Here is a 16,210-nt window from a genome sequence, read left to right as displayed (position 1 = left end):
GGTCCCGGCCCAGGGGAGGGACCGGACGCCCGCAGAATCTGCGCGATCGATGAACGCCCGTGCGCCAAAGGCGAGGCATCTCGCCCATCGCGCCCGGGTCCGGCGGCTCATCGCCGAGCACCCCGCGATCGCGCGTGAGCCCGTCGAGCGGCCGGTGTTCGTGGCCGCCTCCCGTCCGACGGGCGCCCGGCCGCACCGCTACGACCTGTCCCGGTACGACCTGACCCGCGCCGACGTCGACTCGGCCTTCGCCGACTGCAACGCGCTGCGGGCCGAGGTCGACCGGACGTAGGAACGCCGGCCGGCCCCGGCCCCGGGTCAGCTGCTGCTGACGGTGAGGTTGTTGGTCACGAAGTCCAGCCCGCCGGAGGACGAGGTGATCTCGTATCCGAACTGCACGTCACCGATGGTCTCGTTGCCGAACCAGCCCTTCGTGTCCTTGATCCACTTGAGGATCGGCAGGATGCCGACGGTGCCGGACGACGAGTCGGACGTGCGCAGGAACGAGAACACCTGGTTCGCGCCGTTGTCGCCCTTGTAGACGGTCCAGGTGTGGCCGCCGAGGGTGACGTTGCCCTGGGAGGTGCCGAGCGGGCCGACGGCGCCGTTGTAGTTCACCCAGAGCATGATCTCGTAGTCGTAGTCCGTGTCCCAGATGTCGTACGACGTGTTGTAGGCGCCGGACGACGGAACGGTGACGTTGTAGCTGCTGGACAGCGAACCGAGCGAGGTGATCGTCTTGTTGATCACCTTCTTGGAGTTCGGGTACGACTTGATGCCGCCGGTGTTGGGGTGGTTGGCCCAGACGCCCCAGTTGGTGCCGGAGTTGGCCCAGACGCACTGGCTGCCGGCGCCGGAGCCCCAGATGTTGTTGTACAGCGTGTAGCCGTTCAGGCTGGTGTTGCCCCACTGGTCGCAGGAGTTCCAGACGGCGGCCGAGGCGGGGGCGGAGGCCAGTCCGACGGTGACGCCGAGAGCGAGTGCGGGGGCGAACAGTGCCTTGGCGACCCTGCCTGTGATGCGTGTTGCCATGGTGTCCCTTCCATGGGTGGGGGGAGGAGGTGCGGCTACCACGTCCCCAGGGTGAGGACGTGGTCTTCTCCGGCGACGAGGTCGAGCGGCTGAGCGCCGCCGGAGGAAGTCCTGACTTCGATGCGGTGCGTGCGGTGCGGCCGCAGCACAGCCCGTACGCCCTCGTGGCCCCAGGACAGATCGAGTTCGGCGCCGAACCGGGTCCGAACGCCTCGCAGTTCGCCCGAAGGAAGCGCCGGGGGAAGCGCGGGCAGCAGGACCAGCCGGTCCGGGGTCGACTGGACGAGCGTCTCGATCAGCACGGCGGGGAGGGCGTGCGCGGCATCGGCGTTGTACACCTCACGGCGCGGGTAGTGGGCGCTCATCAGGGAGGCGTGGAAGAAGTCGCCTTCGAGGACCTCGCCGAGGGCGTGGGCGACGCGCCGGCCGTCCCGCAGGCGGGCCGCGATCAGCGCGTGGTGGAGGTGGCCGTGCGCGGAGTCGTTCTCGGCGCCGCGCAGTTCGAGGGCGCGAAGGGCGGCGGCGGCCCACCGCGGGGTGTCGTAGGGGTTGATCTCGTCGAGGGGCCAGACGCCGTAGAGGTGGCTCAGGTGGCGGTGGTCGTAGGTGTCTTCGAGTCCCGTCCTGGCCCATTCGGCGAGGGCGCCGTCGGAGTTGATCCGGTGCGGCGGGAGGCGGTCGGCGAGGGCACGCCAGCGATCGGCGCGCTCGGCGTCGTCCGGGTGGTACGCGGCGGCGGTGAGCAGTGCGTGCCGGGCCGCCGAGAGGTCCATGGCGGCGTTCACGGCGCCCCAGCTGCCGCCCGTGGGCCGGTTCTCCGGCGAGTAGGAAGGGACGACGACGAGCGGACCCCCGGGGTCCTCCGGGTCGGTGCGGGTGAGGAAGTCCTCGTAGAACAGGGCGACTTCGGCGAGGGCGGCGGCGGTGCGCGGGTCGCGTGCGCCGCGGGTCTCGTCGTGGTCGACCAGGGGTTTGAGCAGCCAGTCGGCGCCGGCGGTCCACAGGTGGAGCGGGTATTCGCGGCTGAAGTGGTAGACCAGTCCGGACTCGCCGTCGGTGTGTGCCGGCGCGACCGCGCCCCGGGCGCCGAAGACCGCGCGCGCGTTCTCCCGCCAGTCCTCCGCCTGCCGGTGGATCAGGGACGCCAGGGACTCGGTGACCTCGGGGAGCGCGGCGGCCGCGGCGGAGGCGGTCTGGAGGTTGACGTTGGCGTCGTTGGTGAACGCGCCGGACCAGGCCGTGTCCCAGTCGCCGGTCCACAGGCCGGTCAGCCGGGGCGGATTGAGGCCGGCCGAGGACAGGAGGTGGTAGCGCCCCGCCGCGAAGAGGCGCTCGAGAAGCGCCGCGCTGCGGGGGCGCTCCAGCAGCGCGGACCCGGGGAGACCGCGCTCGCCGGGGTCGGCGTGGAGGTCGAGCGTGACGCGCTCGTAGGCGGTGCGGTGGAGGGGGAGATGGCGGGCGAGCAGGTCGTCGTAGCGTCGCGGCAGCTCGCTCAGGGCGCGCTGTTCCCCGGTGACGTCCAGTTCACCGGTGTGTCTGCGGACGCGGGTGAGCAGCAGCACGGAGCGCGCGTCCGTGACCCGTACACCGGGGTGGGTGAGGCGGGTGCGGCCGCCGGTGACGACGACGAGGGTCACGCCCGTGTAGGCGCGGTCGCTTGCGGGGTAGCGGGCGCGCAGGGTGAGCAGCGCGCCGTCCGGGGTGAGGACCGATCCCTGTCCGACGGCGAGGCCGGCGGGCGCGCCCGGGAGCCGGTGGTCCAGGGATATGTCCAGGTCGAGGCCGGTGACCTGCTGGACGATCACGTCGTCGGCGCGGGAGACGAAGACCCGGCTGGTGCCGGCCTCGCAGGTGGCCACGGCCTCGCCGGTGGTGAAATCGACGGTTCGCATGCGGTAGCCGCGCGGCTCGTCCGAGAGCGCTCTGAGACGTATCTGGAAGGCCGGATGGAAGGGCTGGACCCATTGCAGGGGCCGGTGGTCGGTGAAGCTCTCGGCGGCCTCCCACTCCCCGGCCAGCAACCTGTCCTGGAGAGCGGGCAGTTCGGCGGCGAGCTCCGGCGGGCGGGCGTGTTCGGAGCCGTTGGGGCGGACCAGGGTGTGATGGGTGACGACGACCCGGTCGTCGTACGGGTCGCCGAACGTGAGGGTGCCGTGCCGGCCGTTGCCGCTGAGGAAGGCGTCCTCCCAGCGGGCGGCGGGCCGGTGTTCATGGGTGCCGTGCACGGGGCGGCCGGTGCCGGGGAGGCCGGGGTGCGCGCGGGAGGAGGTGTCGGTCATCGGCGCAGCACCGCCGCACCGTAGCGGTCGAGCGTGATCTCGTCCGTGCGGGTCGTCCCGGTCAGCAGGTCGTGGTGGGCGCCCGGGAGGTCTACGGTCACCGGCTCGCGGCCGTGGTGGAGCAGGAAGAGCAGCTCGCCCCGGCGTACGGCCTCGACCTCCGGGGGGAGGCCGTCGAGGACGGGCCGGGCGCCCGCGTCGGCGGCGACCCGGGCGAGCAGCGCGCGGAAGGCCTCGGGCTCGGGCAGGGTGGAGACGTACCAGGCGCGGCCGGTGCGCAGGACGGCGGGCAGTCCGTCGAGTTCGCCGCCCTTGTAGACGGCTTCCACCGCGTCCGGTTCGGCCTCCAGCTCCTCCGACCAGAGGATCCCGCGGAAGCCGTCGGTCTCGACGTGCTCCCCGGCCTCCAGCGGCCACCACTCGTGCAGGGTGCGGATGCCGAACAGCTCGCGCAGGCGGGCGTCCATCCCGCCGGGTCGGACCCGGTCGTCCTCGTCGGCCACACCGGTCAGGAAGCCGGCCACGAGGGTGCCGCCGCCGCGGACGTAGGCGAGCAGGTTGTCGACGGCCGCGTCCGTCATGGCGTACAGCTGGGGCACGACGACCATCCGGTAGCCGGTGAGGTCGTGTCCGGGGTGGGCGAAGTCGGTGGTGAGGTGGGACTCCCACAGGGCGCGGTGCCAGGCGTGCAGGACGGCCGGGTGGTCGACGTGGGTGGAGGGACGGCCGTCCTGGGCGCCGGCCCACCAGGCGTGCCAGTCGTGCAGGATCGCGACGTCGGCGGCGATACGGCTTCCCGCCACCGCGCCCCCGATGCGGGCGAGTTCGGCTCCCAGCCGCTTGACCTCCTGGAAGGTGCGGCCCCGCTCCCCCGCGTGGCTGACCATCCCGGAGTGGAACTTCTCGGCGCCCTGCCGGGACTGGCGCCACTGGAAGTAGCAGACGGCGTCCGCGCCGCGGGCCACGGCCTGGAGGGACCAGAGCCGGTTGAGGCCGCGCGGCTTGGGGTGGTTCACCCCGCGCCAGTTCACCGGTCCCGCCGCCTGTTCCATCAGCATCCAGGGGCCACGCGCCTGGGACCGGGTCAGGTCCTGCACCAGTGCCCCGTGCTGGGCGCCCAGCGGATCGCGTGGATCGGGGTAGAGGTCGACGGAGACGACGTCCTCCTCCTCGGCCCAGCGCCAGGCGTCCTGGCCGAAGAAGAGCGGCATGAAGTTGGTGGTGACCGGGATGTGCGGGGTGTGCCGGGCGACGATGTCACGCTCGGCGAGGTAGCACTCCAGGAGCATGTCGGAGGTGAAGCGCCGGAAGTCCAGCACCTGGGTGGGATTCTTCAGATAGTGCGTCCGTCGGGCGGGCAGGACGGCGTCCCAGCTGTCGTAGCCCTGGCTCCAGAAGGCCGTGCCCCAGGCGGTGTTGAGGGCGTCCAGGGTGCCGTACTTCTCACGCAGCCAGCGACGGAAGGCGACGGCCGCCTCGTCGCCGTGATCGGCCGTGCAGTACTCGTTGTTGATGTGCCACATGGTGAGGGCGGGGTGGCCGCCGTAGCGGGCGGCCAGGTCCTCGGTGATGGCGGCGGCGTACCGGCGATAGGTGGCGCTGGAGTGCGAGAAGTGCTGGCGTCCGCCCCACCACTCGACGTCGCCGTTCTCGTCGCGGGGCAGGGTGTCCGGGTGCAGCCGGCCCAGCCACGGGGGCGGGGCGGAGGTGGGGGTGGCGAGGACGACGCCGATGCCGTTCGCGTGCATGAGGTCCAACAGCGTGTCGAGCCAGCCGAACTCCCGCGCCCCCGGCTCGGGTTCGAGCCGGGACCAGGAGAAGACGCCGAGGGTGACGGAGTTGACGCCGGCGTCCCGCATGAGCCGGACGTCCTCGTGCCAGGTCTCCTCGGGCCACTGCTCGGGGTTGTAGTCGCCGCCGAAGAGGATGCGGCCGCGGGTGGCGTCGGCGAGACCGGGCCGGCCGGCGGCGGTCATCGGACGGGCTCCCCGTACTGGATGCCCCGGCCGTTGGTGGCGATGTACACCCGGCCGTGGATCCGGGGGTCGGCGGCGATGGTCGCGCCGATCCAGCCCCACTGGTGCCGGTCGTCGTTGATGCGGACCCAGGTCTGCGCGCCGTCGTCGGAGCGGTACACGGCGGTGCTCGCCTCCGTGGAGCCGACCTGGTAGACGGCCGGGTACCCGGCACCGTCGGCGGCCCTGCCGAAGGCGAGGGTGTACGAGGCCCAGCAACTGGTCAGCTTGGTGAAGCTCGCCCCGCCGTCGGTGGACCGGTACAGGCCGTTCCACTTGGTGCTCAGCCACAGATCGCCGGAGCGCCCCGGGGCCGCGGCCAGCTGGAACTGGCTGTCGCCCGAGGGCAGTCCGCCGGCCCGCGCGGTGAAGGTGAGGCCGGCGTCGGTACTGGCGAACAGGGTCCCCGTGTCGGTGTCGTACGCGTAGAAGCGTGCCGGGTCGGCCGGGTCGGCGAGCGGGGTGGCGCCCTTGGGGAAGGAGGAGACCTCGGACCAGGTCGCCCCGTTGTCCGCGGAGCGCTGAGCGGGGTACTTCGTGCCGTCCCAGTGCACGAAGGTCCACAGCAGCACACTGCCGTCGGTGTTGACGGCGATCGGCCCCGGCGCGTCCTTGCCGAGGGCGGGCTGGGCGGCGAAGGGCGCCCAGGTTCTGCCGCCGTCGGCCGACCAGGCGCCGTTGCCGTGGTCGCCCCACCCGGTGCGGACGACGTACGACGGCCGGTCCGCGGCCTGCGCCAGTCCGGTCACCGTCCCGAACACGGGGTTGGTCGCCATGCCCCGGGACGGCGAGGCCGTGAGCCGCTCGTGGTACATCACCCCGACGTCCCCGAGACCGCTGATCAGGTGCGCCTCGCCCGCCGGGGGCGAGATCAGCTGCCGCACGGAGGTCTCCTCCAGGCCGCGGATCCACGGGGCCCAGTGCTTCAGGTCCCGGGTGCCGTAGAGCGTGGCGCCGGTGCCGAAGACGACGTGCCCGGAGTCGTACGGGTCGACGGCGACGGCCTGGATCCACCAGCCGAACTTGGGCTGCTCCTCACCCCATTTCAGGTAGGGCGTCTCCGACACGTCGAGGACGGCGGTGTCCTTCAGGGAGGTCCAGGTACGGCCGCCGTCCGTGGTCCGGTACAGGGTGTCGACCGCCGCCCAGCGGTTGTTGGTGGAGACGACGACGGTGCCGGGACGGCGGGCGTCCACGGCGGCGCCCCCGTAGCCGAAGGTGTCACTGCCCGCGGGCCGCACCGGCGTCACGTCGGTCCACCTGCCGCTCGTCGTGGCCAGCTTGTGGACACTGCCGTCGGACTGGCCGTTGGGGCCGGGCGCGTCGGCGTACGTCACGTACAGCTCGCGGGTGTGGCGGTCGTAGGCGGCGCGGACGGGCACCTTGGCGGAGGCGCCGGTGGGCCGGCCGGGAACGGCCTCCCAGGTGGTGCCGTCGGCGGTCCGGTACAGGTTGGCGGTCGTCCCGTCGGAGTCGCCCCAGCCGGCGTAGAGGGTGCGGCCCGCGGCGACGAGAAGGGTGACGCCCTGGCCGCCCGCGCTCGGGGCGCCGGGGAAGCCGCCGACCGCCGCCCAGGTGGCTCCGCGGTCGGTGGACTTCAGGAGCCCGTCGTGCCGGGTCCCCAGCCACAGGGTGTCACTGTTCCGCGGATCGACGAGGAGACGCTCCCCCGTGCCCCGGCCGTCCTCGTTGCCGCCGAGTTTCACGGTGAGGTCGGCACGGCTCCAGGTGGCGCCGCGGTCCTCGGAGCGCAGAACGGCTCCGTTGCCCGCCCAGGACTGGGCGTACGTGCCGAGGGCGAGGTAGAGACGGTCGGGGTGCGCGGGGTCCACGGCGAGGGCCTCCACGCCGAGGAGGTTCCAGTCGTCCCAGCCGAGGTGGTCGGTGAGCGGGGTCCAGCGGGCCGCGCGGTCGTCCCAGCGGTAGGCGCCGCCGATGTCGGTGCGGGCGTAGGCGAGACCCCGGACGGCCGGGTGGAAGAGCACGCCGGTGACGAATCCGGTGCCGCCGATGACCGCGTTGCGCCAGCGATAGCCTCCGGCGGTCGAGCCGGGGCGGGCGGGTGTGGCCTGGGCAAGGCCTTGCCCGGCGGGGAGCGCGGTGATCGCAGCGGCCGCCGCCGTTCCTGCGAGGAGTGTGCGGCGGCTTGCGGAGGGCGTGTGCATGAGGTACCTCGCAGGGGGTCGTGGACCTGGGGTTCGTTGGTGCCGTGTGCTGATGCCGGGCCGGGGTGGGGTCACTCGCCCCGCGCCTGCGGGGGCGCCGCGCCCGTCCCGCGCCGCCCGACCGGCGCGACTGCCCGCGGCTGAGGGTGAGGAGGGGCGCCGGGGTGACTGCCACCCCCCTGGGGCCGCGGGGAACCGCGCGACCGGCCCCACCTGCCCGCAGCCGAAGTACCGCAGTCCGCCGGCTCCCCCCGCGACGAGGGACGTCAGCCCTTGACCGCCCCCGTCAGCATCCCCTTCTTGAAGTGTTTCTGGACGAACGGCGACAACACCGCCACCGGCAGCAGCGCCATCACCATGACCGCCATCTGCACGGCCAGCCCCGACAGCTGCCCCGTCTTGATCGCCTGCCCCAGCCCGACCGGCGCCTCCTGCTTCTGCACCAGCTGGATCATGACGTTCTGCAGCGGCATCATGTCCTGGTCGTTGAGGTACAGCGACGCGTTGAACCAGGCGCTCCAGTATCCGACGGCGTAGAACAGCGTGATGACGGCCAGCACCGCCCTCGACAGGGGCATGACGATCTGCCAGAGGATCCGGAAGTCCCCCGCCCCGTCGATCCGCGCGCTGTCGACGAGTTCCTGCGAGATACCCATGAAGAAGCCGCGCAGGACCAGGATGTTGAACACGCTGATCGCGCTCGGCAGGATCAGCGCGAGGTAGCTGTCCATCAGGCCCAGCGACTGCACCAGCAGGTAGGTGGGGATCAGGCCCGCGCTGAAGAACATCGTCGCCAGCAGGACCATCAGGATCCACCGGTGTCCGACCGAGCCCGACCGGGAAAGGCCGTAGGCGCACAGGACGGAGACGCCCATCGAGAAGAGCGTGCCGACAAGGGTGATCAGGACGCTGATGACCGCCGCGCGGGTGACCTGTCCGCCGCTGAGCAGCTCCCGGTAGGCGATGAAGGTGATCCCCTTGGGCACCATCACCAGCCCGCCGGCCTCGTCGATGGTCTTGCGCGAGGAGAGGCTGGTGACGAGGACGATCCACAGCGGGAAGAGGATCGCCAGGCAGGCGAAGGACAGGGCGATGCCCTTGCCCGCGAGACCGGCGCTGGTGGGCTCCTCCTCCCATACGGGTCGCGGCGGCGAGGCCCAACGGCCGGGTGTGCGCACGGGTTTGTCGATCACGGCGGTCACTTCTGGTACACCCCCTGCTCGCCCATGAGATGGGCCACCTTGTTCGCGACGAGCACCAGGCCGAGGCTGATGACGCCCTTGATCAGACCGGCGGCGGCCGCGTAGCCGAAGTCCTGGTTGCGGACGCCGTTCCACCACACGAAGGTGTCGAGGACCTCCGACGCCCCTGGCCCGACCGCGTCGCGCTGGAGCAGGATCTGCTCGAAGCCGACGGTCAGCGCGTCGCCCACCCGCAGCACCAGCAGCAGCGCGATCACCGGGCGCAGGGCCGGCAGCGTCACATGCCACATCCGGCGCCAGCGGTTCGCGCCGTCCATCGCCGCGGCCTCGTACAGGTCGGGGTTGACGGAGGCCAGCGCGGCGAGGAAGACGATGATGCCCCAGCCGGCGTCCTTCCAGACGCTCTGCGCGGTGATCAGGAACTTGAAGGTCTCCGGGTCGGTCATGATGTCGATGCCGTCGTACCCGTGCTGCCGCAGCAGCTGCGAGAGGATGCCCGCGCCGCCGAACAGCTGCTGGAACACGGCGATGACCAGCACCCAGGAGAAGAAGTGCGGCAGGTAGAGGATCGCCTGCGACACCGCCCGGATCCGGGGCCTGACCACGCTGTTGATGAGCAGCGCGAGCATGATCGGGATCGGGAAGTAGAGCACCAGCTGGAGGAAGAACAGCACCAGGGTGTTCCGGACGGCCTCCCAGAAGGCCGAGTCCTCGAAGAGCCGCTGGAAGTTCTCCAGGCCCACCCAGGGGCTGTGGAAGATGGCGACGATCCCGTTGTCGCTGATGTAGGGGTCGTAGTCCTGGAAGGCGACCACGTTGCCGAGGATCGGCACGTAGTTGAAGAGCAGGATGAGGACGATCGCCGGGAGCGTCATCAGCAGCAGGACGCGGTCCCGTCTGAGCCTGACCCGCAGGCCCAGCTTCCCGGAGGACCGTTTCCCCTGGGGGCCGCCGGCGCCGCCAAGCGTCACCGGGGTCTTTCCGGTCTCGTCGGCCTCGGCCCTGCTCCGAGGCACCGTGCTGTGCGACACGGCCGTTCTCCTTGCCTCGCTGCCGTCAGCTCGTCGCCGTGCCGTTGTCGTCGAGCAGCTTCTGGTACCAGGCGCGCAGCTCGTCGCCGCCCTTCTTCTTCCAGTCGGAGACGGCCGCCTGCATGTCGCTGACCTTCTTGCGGCCGCGGACGATGTCGTCCTCCAGCTGCTCGAAGTTGTTGGAGAGGTTGGTCCAGCGGCTGGGCTCGGTGATCTGCATGCCGTAGAAGGCCGACTTCTTGGTGAAGGCGCCCATTCGCTGCTGCCACTCGACCTGGCCCTTGGCGATCTCCGGGAAGTCCGGGTGGGCGATGGTCGACGCCGGGCTCGCGACCATCACGAAGGCGTTGAGGACCTCCTGGTTGCCCTTGTCGTTCTTGACGGGGACCCCGTCCTTGACGCTGTAGTGCGTGCCCTCCACCCCGTAGTTGGTGAGCATGTACTCCTTGGTGCCGTACGGGGCGGCGGTGACGTTGGCGACCGCCAGCACATCGCGGATGACGGCCTCGGAGGCCTTCTTGTTGACGAAGGCGAAGATGTTGGCCGGCTGGGTGGCGTAGATGATCGGGTCGGCGCCGCCGTGGCCGAAGATGTCCATGCCCCAGATCTGGAAGTCCGGGTTCTGGGCGGCCTGCGAGGCCTGCTGCCCGTACCAGCTGGAGATGTCGTTGTTGTAGATGAGGAACTCGCCGGCGGCGAACTTGGTGCTCGGGTCGACGGCCTGGCTCTTGCCCAGCTTGAAGTCCGGATGCACGTAACCGGCGGCGAACAGCTTGCGGGTCCACTCCAGCGCTTCGAGGTAGGAGTCCAGCTCGATGCGGTTGATCAGTTTGTCGCCCTCGAGGATCCAGCCGAGCGGCTTCTCCCCGCCGGACGGCACTCCGAAGCTGTTGAACGCGGTCCACTTCATGTCGCCGCAGGCCCACACCTTGGCCTTGGCGTTGGTGATCTCCTTGGCCAGGGCCGTGAACTCGTCCGTCGTCGTCGGGACCTCGTAGCCGTTCTTGTCGAAGAGATCCTTGCGGTAGAACGGCACGATGTTGGTGACGTAGGACGACGGCATCGGCAGACCGCGCAGCTTGCCGCCGAAGAGGGAGCGCTGCCAGGCGTCGGTCGGGATCGCCGCGAGGTTCGGGTACTCCTTGACCTTGTCACCGGAGAGGTACGGGCCCAGGTCGGCGAACTTGCTGAGGATGGCGCTGGGTATCTTGCCGCCCATGTTCCAGCCGGGGACCACCACCACGTCCGGCACGTCGCTGGAGGCGAGCACGGCGCCGAGCTTCTGGTCGTAGGTGTTGCCGTCCTGGTTCTGCCAGACGACGTCGACGCCGATGAGGGCGTTCATCGCCGTGTAGTAGGCGTTGTCGCTCTTCGGCGGTGAACCCCAGAACGGCGACATGACGGTGACCTTGCCGCCCTTGCCGAGCGGCTTCGGCACCGAGGTCTTCAGTGTGGCGAGGTCGAGCTTGCTGCTGAAGCCGACCGAGGAGCCGTTCTTCGACGGGATGTCGGGCGTCACCACGTTGCTGGCCACGTAGGCGGGCAGGATCTTCTTGGCGTCCTTGCCCGAGGTCGTGCCGTCGCGCGAGCCGCTGTCCGTACCGCCGCAGGCGGCAAGCAACGGCATCCCTCCAGCCACCGCGGCGGTGGCGACCGCCGTGGAGGCGAGGAAGCTTCTCCGGCTGGGTCCGGAGGAGGCGGAAGCGGCGTTCGGCGTCATTGCGTCAACCCTTCATGGCGCACCAGGACACCCGGCGGTGGCCGTCGGCTGCGGTGTCTCGAGTGGAACTGGCTGAGCTGAAGCGGTCCTCCGACGCATGTCGCGGCGTTTTCAGTCGAAGCGCTTCGATGTTGCTGCGAGGTTAAGTGAACACCCTGGGGTGCACAAGGGCCGCTCCCAACATTCCTCCGAGGTATCAGGAGCGACCTGTCCTTATGTGCCGCTTGAAATAGCGGTGAAGTCCCCTTGACACCCACCCCACCGTCGAATGAGCATCGAAGCGCTTCGAAAGCGCCTCCCCGCTCCACCGCAAAGGGATCCCCACGTGACCGCACACACGCCGCCCACGCCGCCTTTTCGCGATCCGCAGCTGCCGTTCGCGAAGCGCATCGACGATCTGCTGTCCCGGCTGACCCCCGAGGAGAAGGTCTCCTTCCTGCACCAGTTCGCACCGGCCGTCGAGCGTCTGGGCATCGCCGCCTTCCGCACCGGCCAGGAGGCGCTGCACGGCGTCGCCTGGATGGGCCCGGCGACGGTGTTCCCGCAGGCCGTGGGTCTGGGCGCGACCTGGAACACCGAGCTCGTACACCGGATCGGCGAGGCGGTGTCCAAAGAGGTCCGGGCGATGCGCGCCCGCGACGAGCGGGTGGGCCTGAACGTCTGGTCCCCCACCGTCAACCTGCTGCGCCACCCCCTGTGGGGCCGCAACGAGGAGGGCTACTCCGAGGACCCCCGGCTGACCTCCGCCATCGCCACTGCCTACACGCACGGGCTGCGCGGTGATCATCCGACGTACTGGCGCACGGCCCCGGTCCTCAAGCACTGGCTGGCCCACAACAACGAGACCGGCCGTGACGTCACCTCGTCCTCGGTCCGCCCGCGCGTGCTCCACGAGTACGATCTGCGCGCCTTCCGCGGATGCGTGGAGGCGGGCGCGGTGGCCGGGGTGATGCCGGCGTACAACCTGGTCAACGGCCGCCCCAACCACGTCTCGCCGTATCTGCGCGAGCAACTGCGCAGCTGGACCGACGAGGACCTGCTGGTCTGCTCCGACGCGGGCGCGCCCTCCAACCTGGTGGACTCCGAGCACTACTTCGACACCCACGAGGAGGCGACGGCGGCCGCGCTCGTGGCCGGCGTGGACAGCTTCACGGACCACGGCACGGACGGCTCGAAGATCGTCGCCCGGGTCGAGGGGGCCCTGGAGCGGGGCCTGCTGACCCAGGCCGACGTGGACACGGCGGTGCGCCGCCAGCTCTCGGTCCGCTTCCGGCTGGGCGAGTTCGACCCCCACTACGACCCGCACGCCGGCACCGGCGAGTTCGACTCCCCGGCCCATCGGCTGCTCGCCGGGGAGGCCGCCGAGCAGGCGATCGTCCTGCTGCGCAACGACGGGGTGCTGCCGCTGGCCGCCGACACCCGGATCGCGGTGGTCGGCCTGCTCGCCGACGAGTGCAAGCTCGACTGGTACAGCGGCACGCTGCTGCACCGTTCCACCCCGCTGGAGGGCCTGTACGAGCGGTTCGGCGCCGAGCGCGTGGACTTCGCCGAGGGTGTGGACCGGGTCCTGGTCAAGACCTCCGCGGGAACGTTCCTGAAGGTCCCCACCGCCCCCGAGGCCACCGACGAGGTGCGCGGCGCCGAGGGCGCCCTCGATCCGGCGCTGCTCGCGGGCCGCACCGATCTCCCGCCGCTGACCACGGACGCGACCGGCACCGAGTTCGCGCTCGTCGACTGGGGCGAGGGCGTGCTGACCCTGCGCGCGCCCGACGGGCGCTACCTCTCCGTCGCCGAGGACGGCTTTCTGCGCGCCTCCGCCGACCAGCCAGGCGGCTGGGTCGTCCAGGAGACGTTCCGCCTGGAGCCGCACCCGAGCGGCGACGGGAACTCTCACGGGAACGGTCACCTCCTGTTGCATCCGGGTACGGGTCGCCATGTCTGTGTCGCCGCCGACGGCGTCAGGGTTGCCGGGCCGGAGGACGATCCCGAGGTCGTCGAGGTCATCGTCGTCGAATCCGGCGAGGACGCAGTGACCCGCGTCACGGCCGGGGCCGACGTGGTCGTGGTCGTGGCGGGCAACGACCCGCACATCAACGGCCGCGAGACCGAGGACCGCGGCACGCTGCGGCTGCCGCCCCACCAGGAGCGACTGCTGGCGGCGGCCCGGGCGGCGAACCCGCGCACGGTGCTGGCCCTGGTGTCGGCGTATCCGTACGCGTTCGAGCCGGGCCCGCTGTCCGCGGTGCTGTGGACGGCGCACGGCGGCCAGGCCGCGGGCACGGCCCTCGCGCGGGTCCTGGCCGGGGACGTCTCCCCGGCCGGACGCCTCCCGCAGACCTGGTACGCCGACGACGCCGATCTGCCCGACCTCCTCGACTACGACGTGATCGGCGCCCGTCAGACGTACCTCTACTTCGAGGGCGCCCCGCTGTTCCCGTTCGGGCACGGCCTGTCGTACGCGTCGTTCTCCTACGCGGACCTGGCGGTGCGCGTCGCGGACGGCACGGCGCACGTCACCTGCACGGTCACCAACACCGGAGACCTGACGGCCGACGAGGTCGCCCAGCTCTACACCCGCGCCGTGGACCCCTCGGTCCCCCGGCCGCGCCGCGAACTGCTCGACCACCGCCGCGTCACGCTCGCCCCGGGCGCGAGCGCGGAGCTCTCCTTCGACGTCCCGCTGTCCGCCTTCGCCTTCTGGGACGTGGCGCAGGGCCGGTGGCGTGTGGAGTCAGGCGCGTACGACCTCCTGGTCGGCGCGTCCAGCACGGACGTCCGGCTGCGGACGACCGTCACGCTGGAGGGCGAGCCGTCCGCCCCGCGCCCGGTCCGCCTGCGCGGCCTGCAGGCCGCCGACTTCGACGAGCAGAGCGGCGTCGAGATCGTGGACCGCACGAAGGCGTCCGGCGACGCGGTGACACCGGTGGCGGGCGGGACGGGTGAGCTGGTCTACCGCGCCTGCGACTTCGGCACGGGCGCCGGCACGACGGGCGTGACGGCGACGGTGGCCGGCTCGGGCACGGTGGAGCTGTCGCTCGACGGCGGCCCGGTCCTGGCCACGCTGACGGTCGCGCCGACGGCCGGACCGTACGACTACGTCACCGTCGACGCGGCCCTCACCGCCGGGGGCGTCCACGATCTGCGCCTCGGACTGCGCGGCCCGCTGCGGCTGGCGCATGTCGGTTTCCGCGGTTGAGGGGCCGCAGGAAGCCGGCACGAAGAAGGGGTCCGGCACCGGAAGGCATCGGCGCCGGACCCCTTCGGGGAGCCTATATGAAAATGGTTCCCATGAGCTAGAGGGCGAGCCCGGTGAGGACAAGGACCCGCTCGTACGTGTAGTCCTCCATCGCGAACCGCACGCCCTCGCGCCCCACACCCGACTGCTTGGCGCCGCCGTACGGCATCTGGTCGGCGCGGTAGGACGGGACGTCGCCGACGATGACACCGCCGACCTCCAGCGCGCGGTGGGCGCGGAAGGCGACCTGGAGGTCGTGTGTGAACACGCCCGCCTGGAGGCCGTACTTGGAGGAGTTGACGGCGGCGAAGGCCTCGGCCTCGCCGTCCACCTTCGTCACCGTGAGGACCGGTCCGAAGACCTCCTCGCAGGCGAGGGTGGTGTCCGCCGGCACGTCGGTGAGGACGGTCGGCGCATAGGAGGCGCCGTCGCGCTTGCCGCCGGCGAGCAGGGAGGCGCCCGCCGCGACGGCCTCGTCCACCCAGGTCTCGACGCGCTTGGCCGCGTCCTCGCTGACCAGCGGCCCGACGTCCGTCCCGGCGTCGGAGGGGTCGCCGGTGACCTGGGCCTCGACGGCGGCGACGATACGCGGCAGCAGCCGGTCGTAGACCGAGGCGTCCGCGATGACCCGCTGCACCGAGATGCAGGACTGGCCGCCCTGGTAGTTGGAGAAGGTCGCGATGCGGCCGGCCGCCCAGTCGAGGTCGGCGTCGCTCGCGAAGTCGCCGAGGACGACGGCCGCGCCGTTGCCGCCCAGCTCCAGGGTGCAGTGCTTGCGCGGCACCGAGTCCATGATCGCGTAGCCGACCTTCTCGGAGCCGGTGAAGGAGATGACCGGCAGACGCTCGTCCTGGACGAGGGCGGGCATGCGGTCGTTGGCGACCGGCAGGATGCTCCAGGAGCCGGCCGGCAGCTCGGTCTCGGCGAGCAGGTCACCGATGATCAGGCCGGACAGCGGGGTCGCCGGGGCCGGCTTGAGGATGATCGGCGCGCCGGCCGCGATCGCCGGGGCGATCTTGTGGGCGCACAGGTTCAGCGGGAAGTTGAACGGCGCGATGCCGAGGACGACGCCCTTGGGGAAGCGGCGGGTGAGGGCGAGACGCCCCTGGCCGCCCGCGTCGGTGTCGAGCCGCTGCGCCTCACCGCCGTTGAACCGCCGGGCCTCCTCGGCCGCGAACCGGAACACGGAGACGGCCCGGCCGACCTCCCCGCGCGCCCACTTGATCGGCTTGCCGTTCTCGGCGGAGATCAGCTGCGCGATCTCCTCGGTGCGCTCGACGAGCCGCTTGCTGACGTGGTCGAGAGCGGCGGCGCGCACATGCGCCGGGGTGGCGGCGAACTCGTCCGTCACGGCGTACGCGGCGGCCACGGCCTCCTCGACCTGCGCGTCCGTCGGCACGCTGACCTTGCCGACGAGCCGGCCGTCCCACGGGGAGGTGACGTCGAAGCTGTCCTCGCCGGTGACCTGGCGGCCGGCCAGCCAGAAGGCGTGGGTGGCCTCCACGTTCTTTTCCTGCGGCATTGCGAGTCC

Annotated in this window: 10 protein-coding genes; 2 read left to right on the top strand and 8 right to left on the bottom strand. The window is 71.4% G+C overall.

Features of this window, described 5'->3' with window-relative positions:
- Positions 1 to 49 precede the first annotated feature (49 nt).
- Positions 50 to 292: a hypothetical protein gene (locus tag QF030_RS40650; protein ID WP_373428827.1), complete on the top strand. Its 243-nt coding sequence runs from the start codon at positions 50 to 52 to the stop codon at positions 290 to 292.
- Between the two features lie 26 nt (positions 293 to 318).
- On the opposite strand, the gene QF030_RS29905 is transcribed toward QF030_RS40650, so the two are convergent.
- From QF030_RS29905 to QF030_RS29875, 7 genes are all read right to left on the bottom strand, one after another.
- Positions 319 to 1,032 (bottom strand): glycoside hydrolase family 12 protein, encoded by a 714-nt coding sequence (locus QF030_RS29905; protein WP_307165676.1) that lies wholly within the window; start codon positions 1,030 to 1,032, stop codon positions 319 to 321.
- A 35-nt stretch (positions 1,033 to 1,067) separates the two neighbouring features.
- Entirely contained in the window at positions 1,068 to 3,311 is a 2,244-nt protein-coding gene (locus QF030_RS29900; protein WP_307165675.1) for a glycosyl hydrolase family 95 catalytic domain-containing protein, read from the bottom strand.
- Positions 3,308 to 5,287, bottom strand: coding sequence for a beta-galactosidase (locus QF030_RS29895; protein WP_307165674.1), 1,980 nt, complete (start codon positions 5,285 to 5,287; stop codon positions 3,308 to 3,310). Before QF030_RS29895 ends, QF030_RS29900 begins: the two co-directional genes overlap by 4 nt.
- Positions 5,284 to 7,491: an exo-alpha-sialidase gene (locus QF030_RS29890; protein ID WP_307165673.1), complete on the bottom strand. Its 2,208-nt coding sequence runs from the start codon at positions 7,489 to 7,491 to the stop codon at positions 5,284 to 5,286. The genes QF030_RS29895 and QF030_RS29890 overlap by 4 nt, the downstream gene beginning before the upstream one ends.
- A gap of 266 nt (positions 7,492 to 7,757) precedes the next feature.
- Positions 7,758 to 8,693: a carbohydrate ABC transporter permease gene (locus QF030_RS29885; RefSeq protein ID WP_307165672.1), complete on the bottom strand. Its 936-nt coding sequence runs from the start codon at positions 8,691 to 8,693 to the stop codon at positions 7,758 to 7,760.
- The gene (locus tag QF030_RS29880) at positions 8,690 to 9,724 is read right to left on the bottom strand and encodes an ABC transporter permease (RefSeq protein ID WP_307165671.1); all 1,035 of its coding nucleotides are present in this window, start codon (positions 9,722 to 9,724) and stop codon (positions 8,690 to 8,692) included. The genes QF030_RS29885 and QF030_RS29880 overlap by 4 nt, the downstream gene beginning before the upstream one ends.
- 25 nt (positions 9,725 to 9,749) lie before the next feature.
- Positions 9,750 to 11,444, bottom strand: coding sequence for an extracellular solute-binding protein (locus QF030_RS29875; RefSeq protein WP_307165670.1), 1,695 nt, complete (start codon positions 11,442 to 11,444; stop codon positions 9,750 to 9,752).
- 325 nt (positions 11,445 to 11,769) lie between these two features.
- On the opposite strand from QF030_RS29875, the gene QF030_RS29870 reads away from it, so the two are divergent.
- Positions 11,770 to 14,640, top strand: a complete 2,871-nt coding sequence (locus QF030_RS29870; protein WP_307165669.1) for a glycoside hydrolase family 3 C-terminal domain-containing protein — start codon at positions 11,770 to 11,772, stop codon at positions 14,638 to 14,640.
- A 97-nt stretch (positions 14,641 to 14,737) separates the two neighbouring features.
- Here the strand turns inward: QF030_RS29870 and QF030_RS29865 are convergent, their stop codons facing one another.
- Complete coding sequence (locus tag QF030_RS29865; RefSeq protein WP_307167738.1) at positions 14,738 to 16,183, bottom strand: aldehyde dehydrogenase family protein; 1,446 nt, start codon at positions 16,181 to 16,183, stop codon at positions 14,738 to 14,740.
- Between the last annotated feature and the right edge of the window lie 27 nt (positions 16,184 to 16,210).

Origin of the sequence: Streptomyces rishiriensis (genome assembly GCF_030815485.1) — a bacterium.
Taxonomy (GTDB): Bacteria; Actinomycetota; Actinomycetes; order Streptomycetales; family Streptomycetaceae; genus Streptomyces; species Streptomyces rishiriensis_A.
Note: the sequence above shows the minus strand (reverse complement) of the source record. Positions and strands in the feature narration are given on the sequence as shown.

What these genes read in the sequence shown, in the direction of transcription:
- QF030_RS29875 (WP_307165670.1), bottom strand. Translation starts at nt 11,444, where the DNA reads ATGACGCCGAACGCCGCTTCCGCCTCCTCCGGACCCAGCCGGAGAAGC.
- QF030_RS29900 (WP_307165675.1), bottom strand. Translation starts at nt 3,311, where the DNA reads ATGACCGACACCTCCTCCCGCGCGCACCCCGGCCTCCCCGGCACCGGC.
- QF030_RS40650 (WP_373428827.1), top strand. Translation starts at nt 50, where the DNA reads ATGAACGCCCGTGCGCCAAAGGCGAGGCATCTCGCCCATCGCGCCCGG.
- QF030_RS29895 (WP_307165674.1), bottom strand. Translation starts at nt 5,287, where the DNA reads ATGACCGCCGCCGGCCGGCCCGGTCTCGCCGACGCCACCCGCGGCCGC.
- QF030_RS29905 (WP_307165676.1), bottom strand. Translation starts at nt 1,032, where the DNA reads ATGGCAACACGCATCACAGGCAGGGTCGCCAAGGCACTGTTCGCCCCC.
- QF030_RS29890 (WP_307165673.1), bottom strand. Translation starts at nt 7,491, where the DNA reads ATGCACACGCCCTCCGCAAGCCGCCGCACACTCCTCGCAGGAACGGCG.